Below are 17774 nucleotides of genomic sequence, written 5' to 3' on the forward strand. Positions count from 1 at the left end.
GCAGAAAGGTCTCATCAGCGTGGTCTCCTTTTCGGGGAGTACGGCTGTCGCCGGCATCGGCGCGACCGAGTTCTCCAAGCAGTCAGGCCGGTCCGAGCTCCAGCTCGCCGCCGAGGCGGTGTTCGCGGCGCTGGACGACGCCGGTCTGAGCCCCGCGGACGTGGACGGCCTGGTGACCTACACCCAGGACACCAACCAGGAGATCGCCGTGGCCCGCGAGGTGGGCATCGGCGACCTGTCCTTCTTCTCCCGCGTGCACTACGGCGGCGGCGCGGCGTGCGGCACGGTGCTGCAGGCCGCCATGGCGGTCGCCACCGGTGTCGCCCGCACCGTGGTCTGCTACCGCGCGTTCAACGAGCGCTCGGGGCGCAGGTTCGGCCAGCCCGACGCCCGGATCGGCGGCGAACCCTCGTCCCAGGGCCTTGAGATGAGCTGGCACGTGCCGTACGGGCTGATGACCCCGGCGGCGTGGGTCGCCATGTTCGCCCGGCGATACATGCACGTCTACGGCGTGAAGTCCGAGGACTTCGGCCGGGTGGCGGTGGCCATGCGCCGGCACGCGGCCACCAACCCGGCCGCCTGGTTCCACGGGCGTCCGATCACGCTCCAGGAGCACCAGGCCTCCAAGTGGATCGCCGAGCCGCTGCACCTGCTCGACTGCTGCCAGGAGAGCGACGGCGCGGTGGCGCTGGTGATCACCTCCGCCGAGCGGGCCAGGGATCTGCGCAGGTCGCCCGCCCTGATCACCGCCGCCGCCCAAGGGGCCGGGGCCGGTCAGATGATGATGACCAGCTACTACCGCGATGACATGACCGGTCTGCCGGAGATGGGCGTGGTCGGCCGTCAGCTCTGGGAGCAGGCCGGGCTCGGCCCCGCCGACATCCAGACGGCCATCCTCTACGACCACTTCACCCCGTTCGTGCTCACCCAGCTGGAGGAGCTCGGCTTCTGCGGGCGCGGTGAGGCACGCGACTTCGTGGCCGACGGCGGCATCGAGATCGACGGCCACCTGCCGGTCAACCCGCACGGAGGGCAGCTCGGCGAGGCCTACATCCACGGAATGAACGGCATCGCCGAAGCCGTCAGGCAGATCCGGGGCACCTCGGCCAACCAGCTCGCCAACGTCGGCAACGTCCTCGTCACCGCCGGAACCGGCGTCCCGACCAGCGGGCTGATCCTGTCGGCGGACTGAGCGGACTGAGCGGATCGGCCCGGATCCGCTCGGCCCGGGTCATCGCGAACGCAGGAAGGTCAGCGCGGCCAGGACGCGGCGATGGTCCTCGGCGTCCGGCCCGAGGTTGAGCTTGGTGTAAACGCTGGTGACGTGCTTGGCGACGGCTGCCTCGGACAGGAACAGCCGCTGGGCTATCGCGCCGTTGGACCTGCCCTCCGCGACCAGGGCGAGCACCTCGCGTTCGCGGGGGGACAGCGCGTCCAGCGGATCGTGGGCGCGCTGGTGGACGAGCAACTGGTGGATCACGTCCGGATCGATGACCGTGCCCCCGTCGGCCACCCGGCGGACGTCCTCCACGAACTGCGTGACCGCGCCGATCCGGTCCTTGAGCAGATAGCCGACTCCGCGCATGCCGGCCTCCAGCAGCTCTCCTGCGGCGGCTTCCTCGACATACTGCGACAGCACGAGAATGCCGAGCTCGGGGTGGTCGCCTCGCAACCGGATGGCGGCACGCAGCCCCTCGTCGCGGAAGGACGGGGGCATGCGGACATCCACCACGACGACGTCGGGCACCTCGCGGGCGACGGCGTGCAGCAGCTCCTCCGCGCTCCCGACGGCGGCGACGACCTCGCAGCCGAACCGGGTGAAAATCCCGGACAGGCCCTCCCGCAGCAGCACCGAGTCTTCGGCGATCATCAATCGCATGGGATCTCCACCCGTATCATCGTCGGCCCTCCCGCCGGGCTGCTGAGCGACAAGACGCCGTCAAGGACGCCGATCCGGTCGGCCAGGCCGGTGATCCCGCTTCCGGCGGCGGGATCGGCGCCCCCGATTCCGTCGTCGCCGACCTCCAGGACGAGACGGCCGTCCACCCGCCGGGCTTTGAGGGTGGCATGACCTGCCCGGCTGTGCTTGACCACGTTGGTGAGGCATTCCGAGACGCAGAAGTAGGCCGCCGCCTCCACCCCGGGCGGGGGCCGCTCGGGAAGGTCGATGTCCGTTCTCACCGGGATCTGGCAGTGGCGGGCGAGCTCGGCGACGGCGACGGCCAGGCCCCGATCGGTGAGCGTGGCGGGATGGATGCCTCGGATCACCCCGCGCAGCTCGTGTACCGCCGCCTGAGCGTGATCATAGGCGGCGTCGATGGCTCTCGCCGTACGCTCGGGATCATCGTGGACGTCCAGCCGTGCGAGGCCGAGCTGCATGAGGACGGCGGTGAGCCGGAGCTGGGCGCCGTCGTGCAGATCCCGCTCGATGCGCCGCCGCTCGGCCTCGAACGCGTCGACCAGCCGCGCCCGCGACCGGGTCAGCTCGGTCATGCGCTCCTCGGGGGGCACGGTGAGCAGGCTTCGCGCGAGCGCTCCCTGGGCGGCGGCGAGGAGGGTGAGAAGGTACGCGCCACCGATGAGGCCGACCAGCAGGAGCGCGCTCGTCAACATGATCACGGACGGCGCGTCCGCGACACGGACCGTCCCGATGATTCTCAACGGCCGGTCGGCGATGAGCCACAGGATGAAGCCATAGCCGCCGGTGATGACCAGCGTCGTCGAGAACAGCACGGCGAGGAAGTCGACCACGGGCAGGACCGTGGCCCACAGCAGCGTGTACCCGGCCTCGCGCCAGGTGGCGGGCGTCGTGAGGCGAGCCTTCAGGCGGGCCCGCCGGGAGGCGTACGGCGAGGGCCGATGCGGTGAAGGGGCGGCGACCGGATCGATCAGCCGCAGCCGCCGTCGTTCGAAGAACGCGACCGGCACGCTGATCACGATGATGACGAGCACGATGATCACCCCGGTCACCAGCTCCGCGCGCTCGATCACGGTGTTGACCAACAGCACGAAGATCCCGCTGGGAAGGGTCGTCAGCAGGTAGGCGAGCGCTCGCCACGGCCATGGCGACACGAGGAACCGCAGCGGGTTCCCCGTGATCACCTGCCAGGGGGTTCGAGTGTCGGCCATCATCCCTTGATCGTCCGCGTTACCTTTCCCTTGGAGTCGAGGAACTGGATCTGGGGATCGCCGTCCTCGCCCACGCGCAGCATGATGCGCGGCGCCCCCTTGCCGTCGGCGAGCATCAGGGCGGACGCCTTCTCGAAGGTCTTGCCCAGGAAGACCCGCTGCGGGGCCGGGTACTTCTTCTCAAGTGCCGCCCTCGCCTTGTCGCGCTCCGGACCGGGCGGCATCTGCTGGACCTTCTTGAACTCCTCGAAGTAGTCCGTCATGGGCACGTCGGGCCGGTCCTGAACCCGCAGCCCCACGCCCCGCTTCCCCTGCTCCTCCACATACTGGAGCATCAGGGTCTGGTCCTGCTTGTACTGGTCGAACGAGAGGTGTCCGTACGCCAGAGACTTGCCGTCGGCGTCGGTGGTGTCGGTGGTGAGCCCTCCGGACTCGTCCCCCTCACCGTTGTAGAAGATCATCCCTGGCCGTGTCCCGGCGTTGCCCAACTCGACCCCGTTGACGACGGCGGACGGTGACTTCTTCTTGTTGGTCAGGACCATGCGCGGCTTGCCGTTCTCCTCTATCACGCTGAGCCGCTTGACCTCGATCTCGTCGAACTTGGCCGTGCCCCCGCCTTCCGCGACGGCCGCCCGGCTTCCTCCGATCGCCGCTCCGCACACCACCACCGTGGCCGCCGACACGATGAGGGTGTAAGCCCGCATCCGCCGAAGCTGCCGCTTGACATCGATCATTTCCGCTGATTCGCTCATGCCTTCCATGATCGTGACCGCTCCGATGGGGCGGCGATGGGGTTGTTGACCGGTTCGAGGTAGAAGAACTTCTACCGTTACCTGAAGTGTGATCGAATGTGAGCACACATCAGGCAGCCCGCGACTTACGCCGCGAACGTTCTCCCGGAGGGAGTTCCCGCTTCTCCGCCGACCGCCCACCATCGGCGGGTCTCACACCGGCTCCACGGGCGTTTACCGTCTCCCCGCAACTCTGGGCGACGTCGTGCTCATACCCGGCCGCCAGCGCGGCCAGGTTGCGCGCGGCGTTCTCATCCCGATCGAGGACGAGTCCGCACGCGGTACATGCGTAGGTGCGCTCCGACAGGGCGAGCTTGGCTTTCACCGCGCCACAGCCGGAACACGTCTTGCTGGAGGGGTACCAGCGGTCGGCCACAACAAGCCTGCCGCCGCGCCAGACGGTCTTGTAGGCGAGCTGCCGCCGCACCTCGGCCATGCCGGCATCGGCGACCGCGCGGGCCAGGCGGCGGTTGGCCAGCATCCCGGCCACGTCCAGGTCTTCGACCACGACCGTGCCATAGGTCGCCGCCAGGCGGGTGGTGAGCTGGTGCAGGCCGTCGCGTCGCCGGCCGGCCACCCGGGCATGGGTCTTGCCCAGGTGAACCTTGGTTTTGTGCCAGCGCTTCGACGCCTCGCGGCTGCTCCCGTCCGGGGTGCGCGGCCCGGCGCGGCGGGCGAGCTCCTTACTCAACCGGCGCAACCGGCGTAGCGCCGCGCGGTGGTGGTTGGGGTTGTCGATCGTCTCGCCGGTGGACAGCACCGCCAGTGCCTTGACGCCGAGGTCCACCCCGGCCACCGCGTCCGGGCGGGTCGGGGCGCGGTCGGTGCGGTCGATCTGGCAGGTGAACGCCACGAACCAGCGCCCCCCTCGGCGCGGATGGTGGCCGAGAGGATCCGGCCGGTGCCGCGTTCCAGGTGGCGGGCGAGCTTGCGGGTGGACTCGGCCGTGCGGATGGTGCCCAGCCGGGGCAGCGTGACGTGGCGGCGGTCGGCCTCGACCCGGATGGTGCCGGTGGTGAACCGGCACGACAGCGCGGCGCGGTGCTTGGACTTGAACCGGGGAAACCCGACCGGGTTTCCTTTCCGGTTGCCGTTGCGGGAGGCGGCCCAGTTCTTCAACGCCCGGGCCAGCCCGTCCAGGCCGGTGTTGTAGGCCTCCTTGGAGTTGTCCGCCCACCACGGCGCGATGCGGCCCTTGGTGGCGTTCCACGCCCGGCGCAGGGCGTACAGCGACCACGGCACCTCGGTCAGCAGCGCGTCCGGCACCTCGGAGGACTGCTCGGCCGCCCGTTGGTCGAGCGCGTCCTTGACCAGGGCAAGCCCCCAGTTGAACGCGAACCGCGCCGCGCCGCAGTGTGACGCCAGCGCGGCGGCCTGCGCGGGGGTGGGGTCGAGCGCGAACCGGTAGGCCTGGGCAACCTTCACGAGGGCACCCGGGCATACAGCGCGGCCCCGCGAGAGTCGGCCGGGCCGGGGTCGTCCACGATGATCGTGCCGGTGGGCAGACGGCGCGTCGGGACGGGCATCTTGCCCTCCCGGAACCATCGGTAAGCGGTTTGCGGGTGAATGCCCTGCGACCGCGCCCACTGGGCAAGCTTCACCCCCTCATCGAAACATGCGTTCACTCACGTTCGCCCGCGTTTTCTCAAACAGTTCTGAACCCCGAACCGGGAAGTCGTTCTGCGGCAACGGCTCGATCATGGCACCAGGATGAGGCCCCGCAGCGGCTCCCGCTCCATCTCGATCGGCCGCGAAGCGCAGCTCGTCGACCTGGTTTCAGGGGGTCACTATGGTCGGCACCGCGAAGAAGACGGTTATCGCGATCGCCACGCAGATGAGGAAGGCGATCAGCTCCCACACCCAGTCGTGATGGCGCTCGACGCGCTTGACCAGCTTGTTCCGGTGGCTGGTCAGCTTGTGCCTGCGACGCGCTCGCCCGCCGGTCCGCTCCGGGTGGAGGGTTTCCACCGCTTCCGGAGTTTCCTCCGCCGCAGTTTCCTCCGCCGCCTTCGGAGTTTCCGTGGTCTTCACGGTCTTCGCGGTCTCTGCGGTCTTCGCGGTCTCTGTGGTCTCTGTCTCGCCGGTCGTGGCGTGGTCCGGCGCGTTCGTCTCCGCCTCGGGGCCGTCCGGCCGCGGGCTGTCAGGCCGTACGGTCTCCGGACGCTCCGTGAGGGCGGGCCAGTTCTGGAACGCGACGGGCACCGGCTCCTCACGGGGCGCGGCGGCGACCAGCCGGTCGGTGTGGACCAGGGCCGCCCGAGCCTCGGGGGTGAGGGGGCGGAACAGGTCTTCCTCGGAGGAGAAGGGTGAGGGGAATTCGGACGTCGGGACGTCGTCGAGGATGTCGCCGGGGATCGGAGCCGGCAGGGGCTTCGCCCGGCGGGGCTTCGGCCGCTGCAACCGCAGGCGGCGAGGCGGGGCGACCCCTGGGTCCAGGGGAGCCGGGGCGGTGGTTCCCGAGTCCAGGGGAGTCAGAGAGGTGGTTCGCGAGTCCGGGGGAGTCTGGGAGTTGGTTCCCGAGTCCTGAGGAGTCAGGAGGGCGGTCGCTGGGTCCGGGGGAGTCAGAGAGGTGGTTCCCGAGTCCGGGGGAGTCAGGGGAGCGGTTCCTGCGTTCAGGGAGGTCAGAGGAGCGATTCCCGCGTCGAGGGCGGTCAGGATCGAGTCCTTGAGCTTGGGCATCGGCTCGGTGACGGCCTCGTGCGCGGAGACCACGTCGGGGTCCGGCGGGGAGAAGGGGGCCAGGAGGGACGACGGTGCCGGTGGGGAGAACAGGCTGGTGTTGGTCAGCGGGTCGGTCTCGGCCAGCGGCAGTGGCCACGCCGGAGTCGTCGGCCAGAGCTGCTTGATCTGCAGGATGGGAGAGGCCGGGGCGGGAGCCGTACCGGACGGCGACCCGAGCACGACGGTGCGCAGTGCCACGGGTGGGACGGCCCAGGGGGCGCGGACGAGCACGTCGCGGATCGGCGCGGTGGCCAGGGCGCCGAACACGTCGGTCATGTCGTCCGGCACCTTGACCGAGGCGAGGCTCAGGGTCAGCGACTGGGCGAAGCGACGGCAGGCACTGACGGTCAGCTCGTCGGCGGTGTCGGCGGCCACGTCGAGCACCCAGGCGAGTTCGGTGACGGTCATCTCGCACACGCCGGACAGGAACAGCACCTCGCGCTGGTGCGGGCGCAGGTCGCGCAGCACCCGTTCGACGAAGGCGGACGCCGGGTCGCCGTAGGCGCGGGGTGGCGTGTAGAGGACGTCCCGCCGGTAGATCTCGCGGCGGGCGAGCGCGTAGAGCGCGGCACGCGGTGGCTCCACGTCCGGGACGGCGGTGAGGACGGCCACCAGCACGTCGGCGGCGGAGCCTGGGTCGCCGAGCTGATCGTGGCAGTACGCGAACAGCCCGGCGGCGTGACGGTCGTAGAGCTCGGCGATCAGTTCGCCGCGTGAGCGCTGACCGATGAGCGGTTGTGTCACGGGACCGGTTCCTCTGAGGGTTCGGGAGGGCAGGGGACCGCGGGGCCCCTGCTGCCTGTGGTGCGAGAGGGACGATCCCCACGATATGGGTAATCATGCCGATCCGTTGAGGTTCTCCGCACTATTGAGTGCCCATTTGATAGGCAATGCGCCGTCTAGGGTGGCTTCGGATCTAGGGCAGGGAGACAGAGCGGAAAGGGTCACCGTAGGCTGTTCGGCGTTAGATCATGGGGCGGTTGTGGCAGGGGAGCTGCAACCCTGCTGAGGGCAGGAGGTTGCGCATGATCACGTTTGACCATGTCACGAAGCGATACCCCGATGGAACCGTCGCGGTCGACGAACTGAGCCTGGAGGTGCCCACGGGGGGGATAACCGTGTTCGTCGGCCCCTCGGGGTGCGGCAAGACGACGTCCCTTCGCATGATCAACAGAATGATCGACGCGACCGAAGGCCGGATCCTCCTCGACGGCGTGGACGTCAAGACCATCGACCCCCCGAAACTGCGCCGGGGCATCGGCTACGTCATCCAGCAGGCGGGGCTCTTCCCGCACCGCAAGATCATTGACAACGTGGCGACGGTTCCCTACCTGCTCGGCTGGGACAAGCGGAAGGCCCGCGAGCGGGCTTTGGAACTGCTGGAACGAGTCGGGCTGGACCTCAAGCTCGGCGACCGCTACCCCTTCCAGCTCTCCGGCGGCCAGCAGCAGCGCGTCGGGGTGGCCCGTGCGCTGGCGGCCGACCCTCCGGTGCTGCTGATGGACGAGCCCTTCAGCGCGGTGGACCCGATCGTGCGCGCGAGCCTGCAGGAGGAGCTCCTGCGGCTGCAGGCCGAGCTCAACAAGACCATCGTGTTCGTCACCCACGACATCGACGAGGCCATCAAGCTCGGCGACCGCGTGGCCGTGTTCCGCGTCGGCGGCCACCTGGCCCAGCTCGCCGACCCCTCGACGCTGCTGGCCCAGCCCGCCGACGACTTCGTCCGCGAGTTCCTCGGCCGGGACAGAGGCATCCGGCGGTTGTCGTTCGTCTCCGACGAGGGGCTGCGGCTGCGAACCGACCTGGTCGTGCCCGTCTCCGCCGATGTCTCCTCGGTGCGGGACACGGCCGAGGGCTGGCTCGTCGTGGTGGACGAGAACAACCGGCCCCTGGGGTGGGTCGCGGTCAAGGACCTGCCGGAGTCCGGCACGCCGGCGGACGTACGGCTCGCGCCGTACGGGACGTTCGTCCGGGGCCGTGACTCGCTGCGCGGCGCGCTGGACGCGGCCCTGCTGTCCCCCTCGGGGAACGCGATCGCGGTCAACGGCGAGGGACAGGTGGAGGGCGTGGCCACTCGCGAGGCGCTGGACGAGGCGCTGGGCAAGGTCGCCGGAGGCGTCGGTGCATGAGGAACCGCTGATCCGCTGGGACTGGATCGGGCGCAACTGGCCCTCCATCCAGGTCCTGCTGGGAGACCACGTGGTCATGGCGCTGGTGCCGGTCATCCTCGGGCTGCTCATCGCGCTTCCGCTCGGGCTGGCCGGTGCCCGCTGGCGCTGGCTCTACCAGCCGGCCGTCGGCGTCATGAACGTGGTCTACTCCCTGCCCTCGCTTGCCATCTTCATCGTGCTCATCCCGATGACCGGCCTCGCCACGCGGACGACCGTCATGGTTCCGCTCACGTTCTACGCCATGGCGGTGCTGCTCCCGGCGGTGGTGGACGGGCTGACCTCGGTCCCCGACCACGTGCGCCAGTCGGCGGTGGCCATGGGCTTCACCCCGCTGCGCAGGCTGCTCCAGGTGGAGCTGCCGATCGCGGTGCCGGTCGTGCTGGCCGGGCTCAGAGTGGCCGCGGTCTCCAGCATCAGCCTGGTCAGTGTGGGCGCGCTGGTGGGCAGAGGGGGGCTGGGCTACCTGTTCATCGACGGCTGGCAGCGGCAGTTCTACACCCCGATCATCGTGGGCATCGTTCTGGTCGTGATCCTGGCCGGGATCGCCGACATGCTGCTGGTGCTGGCGCAGCGCCTGCTCACCCCGTGGTCGAGGGCGAGGGGGGCGGCGTGAACTGGCTGATCGAGTTCTTCGGCAACCCGGACAACTGGTCCGGTCCGGACGGCATCCCCGTACGGCTGCTGGAGCATCTGGAGTTCTCCGCGCTCTCGCTGCTGCTGGCCATGCTGATCGCGGTGCCGCTGGGGTTGTGGATCGGTCACACTGGCAAGGGCGCGCTGCTGGCGATACTGAGCGTCAATGCGGCCCGCGCGCTTCCCACGCTGGGCCTGCTGGTGCTCATCGTGCTGCTGATGGGCGTCGGCACCATCGTGCCGGTGTTGATCCCTCTGGTGGCGCTCGCCGTGCCGCCCATCCTGGTCAACACCTACGAGGGCATCCGCGGTGTGGATCCCGAACTGCGCGACGCCGCGTACGGCATGGGCCTGCGCGGCGGCCAGGTCCTCGGCCGGGTGCTGGTGCCGGTCGCGCTGCCGCTCATCCTGCTCGGCCTGCGGATCGCCGCCATCCAGGTGGTGTCGACCGCGACCGTGGCCGCCTACGTGGGCCTGGGCGGCCTGGGCCGCTTCATCGTCGACGGCCTGGCGACCAAGGACTTCCCGCGCACGATCGGGGGAGCCGTCCTCGTGGCGCTGCTCGCTCTGGTCGTCCAGCTGGGGTTCACCCTGGTCCAGCGCGTTTCGGTCTCTCCGGGGGTGAGCGAGCGCCAGACCGTAGGATAGTCTCTTTTACCCCCCGTTTTAGAAGGGAAAGCACGATGAAGCGCCTGTTCGGCATCGCGGCGGTCGTCCTGTCCGCGGCGCTCACACTTACCGCGTGCGGCGGCGGCGGAGACCCGCTGACCAGCGCCTCCGCGAGCCCGGCGGGCTCCGGGTCCGCCGCGGCCGGAGGGAAGGTCGTCATCGGCTCGGCCAACTTCCCGGAGAACGTCCTGCTCGGCGAGATCTACGCCCAGGCACTGGAGGCCAAGGGCGTGACGGTCGAGAAGAAGCTCAACATCGGCAGCCGTGAGGTCCTCTACGACCAGATCAAGAGCGGCGGCCTGACGATCCTGCCGGAATACATCGGCTCGCTTCTCGCCTTCGTCGACAAGTCGGCCACGGCGAAGAGCAAGGACGACGTCGTCGCCGCGCTCAAGGCGAAGCTCCCGGCGGAGCTGGAGGTCCTGGAGCCCGCCGCGGCAGAGGACAACAACTCCCTGACCGTCACCAAGGCGACCGCCACGAAGGACGGCCTCACCACGATCGAGGACCTGGCCAAGGTCTCCAAGAACTACGCCGTGGGTGGCCCGCCGGAGTTCCAGTCGCGCCAGGAGAAGAACTTCAAGGACACCTACGGCCTGGAGTTCAAGGAGTGGAAGAAGACCGGTGACGCCACCGCCGACGCCATCAAGGACGGCACCGTCCAGGTCGGCAACGTCTTCACCACCGACCCCAAGATCGTGCTCAACGACCTGGTCTCGCTGAAGGACACCAAGAACGCCTTCTCCTCGGAGAACATCGCGCCCCTGGTCAACAAGGCCGGCGTGAACGACACCGTGAAGACCACGCTGAACGCGATCTCCGCCAAGCTCGACACCGCCGGCCTCGCCACGCTGATGAAGCGTGTCGCGGTCGACAAGGACGACGCCGCCACGGTCGCCAAGGACTGGCTGACCCAGAACGGCCTTGCCTAGGACTTGGACATCGCTGACCCGGTACGGCCTGGCTCGGACATCGTTGACCCAGAACGGCCTTGTCCAGGGCCTGGCACAACTGACCTGGCACAACTGACCTGGCACAGCCTGGCTTAGAGCTTGGACACCGATGACCCGGCACGGCCCGTGCGACATGTCGCACGGGCCGTGCCGCGTTCGCCGGCGATTCGCCGCCCAAGGCGCCCAGCACGGTGATCTTTCGGGAAGATGTCGGTATGAACGAGTTCATCGAGGCCATGGCGCAGGTGGCGACCGCGGTGACGGTTCTCACCGTGAAAGACGGCCGCGACGACGTGGGAGCCACGATCGGCACCTTCACCTCGATCTCGCTCGACCCGCAGCTGGTCATGGTGAGCCTGGAGAACACCGGCTACCTCAACGAGCTGCTGCTGCGCCGCGACCGCTGGGCCGTCAGCGTGCTGTCCGCCGAGCAGAAGGCGATCGCCAGCCGCTTCGCCACCTCCGGCCGCCCCGGTGCCCGCCTCCTCCTCGCCGAAACACCGCATCACCGGGGCGAGCTGAGCGACGCGCTGATCGTGGAGGGCGGTGTGGCCGCTCTGGAGGCCGAGACGACCCAGGTCGTCCCGGCCGGTGACCATACCCTCTACATCGCCCGCGTTCTGAGCGTGAACTACGTCACCTCCGGGCTTTCCCCACTCGTGCGACTCCGCGGCCGGTACCGGCCTGTCGGCTGACGGGCCGGCGTTACAGGGCTCGGCCCGTCGGCTGGTGGGTTGGTGTCACCTTCTGGGCTCAGCGGTTCCGTGGCCGGTACCGGCCTGTCGGCTGACGGATCGGCGTTACGGCGACCGGCCCCGCGCACCGGCGGAGCGGCCGTCACCGGACACCCGCCGGGTGCGGCGAGTGGCGCCAGGTGGGCTGGGCCGTACGGCGAGGCCGACCGCAGGGCCGTATGGCGAGGCCGACCGCAGGGCCCTGCGGCGAGATTGACCGCAGGGCCGTATGGCGGGGACGTATCGGGGCGGAACCTAGCGGATCGTCCACCCGCCCGGGAGCATGAGCGGGCCGTACGACGGCAGGCCCAGCTCGGCGGCGAGATGGGCGACCGGGCCCCAGGCCTCCAGGCGGACCTGGGCCAGGGCGGCGGCCTTGTCCTCGCTGGAGTCCGGCGGGCGCAGACGCTCCAGCGGGTGGAGCTTGGGATAGGCGCGCACCGGGGCGTCGACGGCGAGACCGGCCTTCTTGCGAGCCAGGGCGAGCGCGTCCTCAAGCCCGCCGAGCTCGTCGACGAGCCCGCCGGCGTGGGCGTCGGCGCCGGTCCAGACCCGGCCCCTGGCCAGCTCGTGGGCGCGTTCCCGAGACAGGCCGCGACCCTCGGCCACCTTGTTGACGAAGTCGTCGTAGACCCGGTCGAGCCAGGCGTTGACCCGCGCCCACTGAGCCTCGGAGAAAGCGTTCGTGGGGGAGAACATCCCGGCGTTGGCGCCCTCGCCGACCGTCTCGGAGGAGACGCCGATCTTCTCCAGCAGGCCGCCGATGACCGCCTTGCCGCCGAACACGCCGATGGAACCGGTGAGCGTGCCCGGCTGGGCCACGATCGCGTCCGCGGCCATGGAGACCATGTAGCCGCCGGAGGCGGCCACGTCGCCCATCGAGACCACGACCGGCTTGCCCGCCTTGCGGGTGAGCACGACCTCGCGCCAGATGGCGTCGGAGGCGACATAGGAGCCGCCGGGGCTGTCCACCCGGAAGACGACGGCCTTCACGTGGTCGTCACGGCGGGCCGCGCGCAGGGCGGCGCAGACGGTGTCGGAGCCCATCGCGCCGCCGCCGCCCAGGGGGCTGCGGCCGCTGCGCCCGAGCCGGATGGCGCCGGTGCCGTGGACCAGCGCGACGACCTGCTCGCCGGGGTGCGGGAGCTTCTTGGCGATCGGTCCCTTGGCGTAACGGGCGACGTAGAGCAGCAGCGCATCCTCGCCGACGATCCGCTTGATCTCGTCGTAGACCTCGTCGCGGTAGGCCATCTGATCGACGAGCCCCGCCTCGACGGCCTCGGCGCCGATGAACGGTCCCCGGTCGATGAGCTCGCGGACCTTGGCGGGGTCCATCCTGCGCCCGTCGGCGATGCCCGCGACGATCTGCTCGGTGACCGACTCGGTGATCCGGCTCATCGACTCGCGGTGGGCCTCGGTCATGCGGTCCTGGGTGAAGGTGTTGGCCGCGGTCTTGTACTCGTGCCGCTGGCCGACCTGGTACTCGACGCCGAGCTTGCCGAGCGCGCCGCGCAGGAAGCGCTGTTCCAGCGAGACGCCGGTCAGCCCGACGTCACCCGACGGCTGCAGATACACCCGCTCGAAGCCGGTGGACAGGTAGTAGGGCACGGTGCCGGCGCCGAACTCGCCGAACGTCTCGGCGAACACGACCGCCAGTTTGCCCGCCGCCCGGAACTGGATCACGGCCTGGCGCAGCTCCTGCACCATTGCCAGCCCCAGCGGCTGGGTGCCGACCTTGACGATCAGCGCCTTGACGCGGGAGTCCTTTCTGGCTCGCTTCAGACCGGACAGCACATCGGCCAGGCGCGTCTTGCGCATGGACAGGAGCGCACTCAGCGGGTCGGCCGGGGGACCGTCGGTCAGCCCTTCCGTGAGGTCGAGCTCAAGGACCAGCGGGGCAGTGCGCCGCTGGCGGAGCCGGTCGACGGTGTCGATGATCACCTTGGTCGCGTCCATGGCTATCACCCTAAGCGAGCTATCGCGGACTTATGCGATATAGCGTCTGTTCACGTGTTTTCTCAGCATTGAGGTCAGTGGTGAGAGGGATGTGCCTTTCATCCGCTGCTTCTCCGCCGAGGTGAGAACGGCCCTGACGGTGGTCGTCCCGTTGACCTTCGAGGTGAAACCGACCGAACCGTGCGCCCAGTTCAGCCAGGCGGCCAGCAGCTCGCTCTCAAGCTGAGCCTTCCTGGTCTTCTTCGCGGGCTTGAGCACCCGGTAGGCCGTTTCCAGCGTGGAGGCTCGCGTGATCTCGGGGAAGACCGCGCTGGCCTTGCCCGCCAGGCGCAGGTAGCAGCCGAGCGTCTCGTCCGGCAGCTCCCCCTTGCCTCTGGTGACCTCCGCGGCCCACTGGGCGGCGGTCAGCGTCTTTTTGGACGTTCCTCGGGTGCAGACCGCGGGCGCGGCGGCGGCGGGGGCGGGAGTGGCGGTCACGGTCACCGTGACGGTCACCGTCGGCAGGGGAACCGGCGTCGGGTCGGTCCGGGAATCCTCCGGATCGGGAGCCGGCGACGGGCCGGAGCTCGGATCGGGGTCCGGATCGGGATTCGGGTCCTCCGGGTCGGAGCCGTCGCCGGGAGCGGGCTCCTGAGTGGCGGGGGGTGAGGGAGCGCGGCCGGTGAGCGCGCCGTACACATCGAGACGGGGGGTGGTCACCCCGCCGTAGACGATGGGACGGCCCGCCGCCGTGAGCCGGCCGATCAGCGCGTCCGGGGTGACATCCGGTGACTTCTGGGCCAGCAGCGCCAGAGCGGCCGTGACATGCGGGGTCGACATCGAGGTCCCGCTGTAGACCGCGGTGCCGCCGCCCGGCACCGCGGAGTCGATCTCCACGCCGGGGGCGAAGAGGTCGAGCACGGAACCGTGGTTGGACCAGTAAGGAACCCGGTCGTCGTCACCCGTCGCACCCACCGTCACCGCGCTGGAGATGCATCCCGGGGCCCCGGCGCCGGTCTCTCCCTCGTTTCCGGCGGCGGCGACGGTCACTATGCCCTTGGCGCGCAGCGCTTCGATCTTCCCCTTCATCTCCTGAAGCCCGGGCTCGCCGTCGCACGCTCCCTCGAAGAGGCCGCCGCCGAGGCTGAGATTCACCGAGACGAGGCCGGGACGGGTGTCCTTCAGCTTGGCGACGTGGTCGAGAGCGCGCAGGATCGAGGACTCGTAGGCGGTCAGGCAGGCCTGCCCGTCCTCCGTGCAGTCGTCCACGCGGCTGAAGACCTGGATCGCCACGATCTCCGCGCCGGGCGCGACGGCATGGGCGATACCCGCCACGTGGGTGCCGTGGTCGCACATGTTGCCGGAGCCGCCGACGCACATGGCGGTCTTCGCGTCGGCGGAGCCCGCACCGGTCTGCTCGGTCCGGCCATTGGGGCACAGTGACTTCACGCCGTCGTCCGCCGCGGAGAAGCAGGCCTCCTCCACGACCTTGCCGTTCAGCGAGGGATGTCCACGGTCGATTCCGGTGTCGATGATCGCGATCGTCCTGCCCTCACCGGTGGTCCCCTCCGCTTGGGCCTGGTCCGCTCCGATGAGCTTCAGGCCGGAGGCCAGCGAGGTGGGGGAGTAGGCGCGGTCGCGGCGGACCGACACCACCCGAGGGTCCTTCGCCAGCGCGGCCAGGGACTCACCCGTGCCCTCGACCACGATGAACGGGGTGTCCGGCGGCTGGAGGACGACCTCGGCGCCGGGCAGCGCCCCCACCTCGCCGGCCACCGGGGCGGCCTCGGCCGGGGCGGTCAGCTCGACGATGACCCGGGCCCCGTCCTCGTCGGCGGTGAGCCCGGCTTCCAGCTTCGGCACGGACGGCGGTTCCCCGGGAACCGCCGGAACCGTGCCTTCGGCGGTCATCGGGGGCGGGGAGGGAGAACCCTCGGCGAGCGCGGGCGCGACCGGGACGATGGTGAACATGATCGCCAGGGCCGCGAGGGCTCGAAGTCGCACACGTCCTCCGGGGGGTGAAACGGGCGATTCGGAGTCTAAAGAGCGATCCCTCGTTGGTGAATACCTTCGCCCTGGATTGGGGGATCTTTGCGGGTGATGTTCACCAAGGCGGTTCGGCGACAAGGTTCGGCGACAGGGTTCGGCGACAGGGTTCACATTGGGGAGGAACGAGCCCGGGCATGGCTCGACCCCCCGCGGCGTGACGCACACGGAGGGCCGAGTACTCGAAATATTACTTGAGCCCGCTGGAGATCGCGCTAATGAGTTCGCCGTTTGCGGTGTCGCCGCTGGTCTCCCAGAAGAACGCGCCGCCAAGACCCTGGTTCTTCGCGTAGGTCATCTTGCCGGCGATGGTGGCCGGGGTGTCGTAGCTCCACCACTGGCCGCCGCAGAGGCCGTAGGCGGTCCCGGCGACGGTGCCGGTGACCGGACACCTGCTCTTGAGGACCTTGTAGTCTTCGATGCCCGCCTCGTAGGTGCCCGGCGCCGCACCGGTGGCGGTGCCGCCCGGAGCGGCTTGGGCCACGCCGGTCCAGCCGCGCCCGTAGAAGCCGATGCCGAGCAGGAGCTTGGCGGCGGGCACGCCCTTGCCCTTCAGCTTCTGGATCGCGGCGTCGGAGTAGAAACCGGCCCTCGGGAGACCGGCATAGGAGGTCAGGGGCGAGTGCGGAGCCGTCGGGCCCTGCGCGTCCCAGGCGCCGAAGTAGTCGTAGGTCATCGGCATGAGCCAGTTGAGGGAGGAGACCGCGCCGGCATAGTCGGTGACGTCGAGCTTGCCGCCGCTGGAGCCGTCGGCGGTGATCGCCGAGGTGATCAGGGCGTTGGCGCCGAACCTGGCCCGCAGCGCGGAGATCAGGTTCTTGTAGGCGTTCGGGCCGCTGGTGTCACAGGTGAGACCACAGGCGTTGGGGTATTCCCAGTCGATGTCGATGCCGTCGAAGACATCGGCCCAGCGCGGATCCTCCACCAGGTTGTAGCAGGATTCGGCGAACGCGGCCGGGTTGGCGGCGGCCTGGGTGAACCCGCCGGACCAGGTCCAGCCGCCGAACGACCAGATGACCTTGATGTGCGGGTAGGCCCTCTTCAGCTTGCGGAGCTGCCCGAAGTTGCCGCGCAGCGCGCCGGGGTCCCAGGTGTCGGCCACGCCGTCGACGCTGTCGGCCGCGGTGTAGGCCTTGTCGTAGTCGGCGTAGGAGTCGCCGATCGTGCACCTGCCTCCCGTGGTGTTGCCGAAGGCGTACAGGATGTGCGTCAACTTCGCCGCCGAGCCGCTCGTGACCAGGTTCTTCACGTGGTAGTTGCGGGCGTAGACGCCCCAGTTGGTGAAGTAGCCGACGACCTTCCTGCCCGAGGGGTCGACGGTCGGGGTGGGCGTCGGAGTGGGTGTCGGAGTGGGTGTCGGTGTCGGTGTCGGTGTCGGGCTGATCGTGGGAGTGACCGTCGGTGTCGGGGTGGGGGTAGGGGTGGGAGTGCCGCTGCCGTCACAGGCGGCCCCGTTGATCCGGCAGTTCAGCACACCGGAAACCCCGCCGGGCGAGCCGTTGAATCCGAAGCTCACGGACGCTCCCGCCGCCAGAGATCCGTTCCACGACTTGTTGACGAAGGTGTAGTGGTCGCCGTTCCTGGTCACGTCGGCGTCCCACGCCGACGGGATCGACTTGCCCGGAAGATCGAACTCGACCTTCCAGCTCGTCAGGGGACTCGTTCCGGCTCTCACGGTCACCTTGCCCTCGAAGCCCGAGCCCCAGTCGGAGACGGTGGTGTAGGCGGCGGTGGCAGGGGTGGCGGCGGTCGCGGTGCCGATCCCGAGGGGAACGAGTAGCGCCGTCGCTGCGATCAGGGAGCTGATGATGATTCGTCGCAAGGGTCGCTCCAGGTCAGAGAGTTCCTAGCCCCCGAATTCATAGGAAAGTTTCCTGTTTGTTTTCAGAGCGTAGGTTCTCCTTTCCAGACGGTCAATGCCTCGCGGCGGTCATAAGGCTGATTGAGGTTCGCCGAACGCTCAGGCGCCCGCGGGCATGAGCCGGAAGAGCC

At 69.6% G+C, this 17774-nt stretch carries 14 protein-coding genes and 1 pseudogene; 6 read left to right on the forward strand and 9 right to left on the reverse strand.

The features are described 5' to 3' along the window. Window positions 1-19 precede the first annotated feature (19 nt). Window positions 20-1192: a lipid-transfer protein gene (locus ACFY2X_RS43100; RefSeq protein WP_389949898.1), complete on the forward strand. Its 1173-nt coding sequence runs from the start codon at window positions 20-22 to the stop codon at window positions 1190-1192. A 39-nt stretch (window positions 1193-1231) separates the two neighbouring features. Here the strand turns inward: ACFY2X_RS43100 and ACFY2X_RS43105 are convergent, their stop codons facing one another. From ACFY2X_RS43105 to ACFY2X_RS43130, 6 genes and pseudogenes are all read right to left on the reverse strand, one after another. Next, a complete protein-coding gene (locus ACFY2X_RS43105) occupies window positions 1232-1879 on the reverse strand; it encodes a response regulator (RefSeq protein WP_389949901.1) in 648 nt (215 codons plus the stop codon). Then, window positions 1870-3129, reverse strand: a complete 1260-nt coding sequence (locus tag ACFY2X_RS43110) for a sensor domain-containing protein (protein ID WP_389949904.1) — start codon at window positions 3127-3129, stop codon at window positions 1870-1872. Before ACFY2X_RS43110 ends, ACFY2X_RS43105 begins: the two co-directional genes overlap by 10 nt. After that, window positions 3129-3881: a hypothetical protein gene (locus ACFY2X_RS43115; RefSeq protein WP_389949906.1), complete on the reverse strand. Its 753-nt coding sequence runs from the start codon at window positions 3879-3881 to the stop codon at window positions 3129-3131. The genes ACFY2X_RS43110 and ACFY2X_RS43115 overlap by 1 nt, the downstream gene beginning before the upstream one ends. A 109-nt stretch (window positions 3882-3990) precedes the next feature. Continuing rightward, complete coding sequence (locus tag ACFY2X_RS43120; protein WP_389949909.1) at window positions 3991-5157, reverse strand: RNA-guided endonuclease TnpB family protein; 1167 nt, start codon at window positions 5155-5157, stop codon at window positions 3991-3993. A 62-nt stretch (window positions 5158-5219) separates the two neighbouring features. Further along, window positions 5220-5345, reverse strand: a pseudogene (locus ACFY2X_RS43125) (helix-turn-helix domain-containing protein); the annotation flags it as partial. 351 nt (window positions 5346-5696) lie between these two features. After that, complete coding sequence (locus ACFY2X_RS43130) at window positions 5697-7385, reverse strand: hypothetical protein (RefSeq protein WP_389949912.1); 1689 nt, start codon at window positions 7383-7385, stop codon at window positions 5697-5699. A 281-nt stretch (window positions 7386-7666) separates the two neighbouring features. Here ACFY2X_RS43130 and ACFY2X_RS43135 point away from each other — a divergent pair, with 281 nt between their 5' ends. The 5 genes from ACFY2X_RS43135 to ACFY2X_RS43155 all read left to right on the forward strand — a co-directional run bounded on the left by ACFY2X_RS43135 (window position 7667) and on the right by ACFY2X_RS43155 (window position 11762). Next, window positions 7667-8770, forward strand: a complete 1104-nt coding sequence (locus ACFY2X_RS43135; RefSeq protein ID WP_389949914.1) for an ABC transporter ATP-binding protein — start codon at window positions 7667-7669, stop codon at window positions 8768-8770. Further along, window positions 8763-9425 carry an ABC transporter permease gene (locus tag ACFY2X_RS43140; RefSeq protein WP_389949917.1) on the forward strand — a complete coding sequence of 221 codons (663 nt, stop codon included), beginning with the start codon at window positions 8763-8765 and terminating at the stop codon, window positions 9423-9425. The genes ACFY2X_RS43135 and ACFY2X_RS43140 overlap by 8 nt, the downstream gene beginning before the upstream one ends. Further along, complete coding sequence (locus ACFY2X_RS43145; protein WP_389949920.1) at window positions 9422-10093, forward strand: ABC transporter permease; 672 nt, start codon at window positions 9422-9424, stop codon at window positions 10091-10093. Before ACFY2X_RS43140 ends, ACFY2X_RS43145 begins: the two co-directional genes overlap by 4 nt. A 35-nt stretch (window positions 10094-10128) precedes the next feature. Beyond that, on the forward strand, window positions 10129-11046 hold the full coding sequence (locus ACFY2X_RS43150; protein WP_389949922.1) for an ABC transporter substrate-binding protein: 918 nt from the start codon (window positions 10129-10131) through the stop codon (window positions 11044-11046). Between the two features lie 236 nt (window positions 11047-11282). Next, a complete protein-coding gene (locus ACFY2X_RS43155; RefSeq protein ID WP_389949925.1) occupies window positions 11283-11762 on the forward strand; it encodes a flavin reductase family protein in 480 nt (159 codons plus the stop codon). Window positions 11763-12056: 294 nt separating this feature from the next. Here ACFY2X_RS43155 and sppA read toward each other — a convergent pair whose 3' ends face one another. The 3 genes from sppA to ACFY2X_RS43170 form a co-directional block, all read right to left on the reverse strand. Next, on the reverse strand, window positions 12057-13757 hold the full coding sequence (gene sppA, locus ACFY2X_RS43160) for a signal peptide peptidase SppA (protein ID WP_389949928.1): 1701 nt from the start codon (window positions 13755-13757) through the stop codon (window positions 12057-12059). 30 nt (window positions 13758-13787) lie between these two features. After that, on the reverse strand, window positions 13788-15740 hold the full coding sequence (locus ACFY2X_RS43165) for a S8 family serine peptidase (protein ID WP_389949930.1): 1953 nt from the start codon (window positions 15738-15740) through the stop codon (window positions 13788-13790). Between the two features lie 232 nt (window positions 15741-15972). Continuing rightward, a complete protein-coding gene (locus ACFY2X_RS43170) occupies window positions 15973-17604 on the reverse strand; it encodes a glycosyl hydrolase family 18 protein (protein ID WP_389949932.1) in 1632 nt (543 codons plus the stop codon). Between the last annotated feature and the right edge of the window lie 170 nt (window positions 17605-17774).

The sequence above is a fragment of the Streptosporangium sp. NPDC000396 genome (assembly GCF_042898655.1).
Taxonomy (GTDB): domain Bacteria; phylum Actinomycetota; class Actinomycetes; order Streptosporangiales; family Streptosporangiaceae; genus Streptosporangium.

What these genes read in the sequence shown, in the direction of transcription:
- ACFY2X_RS43105 (WP_389949901.1), bottom strand. Translation starts at nt 1,879, where the DNA reads ATGCGATTGATGATCGCCGAAGACTCGGTGCTGCTGCGGGAGGGCCTG.
- ACFY2X_RS43110 (WP_389949904.1), bottom strand. Translation starts at nt 3,129, where the DNA reads ATGGCCGACACTCGAACCCCCTGGCAGGTGATCACGGGGAACCCGCTG.
- ACFY2X_RS43115 (WP_389949906.1), bottom strand. Translation starts at nt 3,881, where the DNA reads ATGAGCGAATCAGCGGAAATGATCGATGTCAAGCGGCAGCTTCGGCGG.
- ACFY2X_RS43135 (WP_389949914.1), top strand. Translation starts at nt 7,667, where the DNA reads ATGATCACGTTTGACCATGTCACGAAGCGATACCCCGATGGAACCGTC.
- ACFY2X_RS43150 (WP_389949922.1), top strand. Translation starts at nt 10,129, where the DNA reads ATGAAGCGCCTGTTCGGCATCGCGGCGGTCGTCCTGTCCGCGGCGCTC.
- ACFY2X_RS43155 (WP_389949925.1), top strand. Translation starts at nt 11,283, where the DNA reads ATGAACGAGTTCATCGAGGCCATGGCGCAGGTGGCGACCGCGGTGACG.
- sppA (WP_389949928.1), bottom strand. Translation starts at nt 13,757, where the DNA reads ATGGACGCGACCAAGGTGATCATCGACACCGTCGACCGGCTCCGCCAG.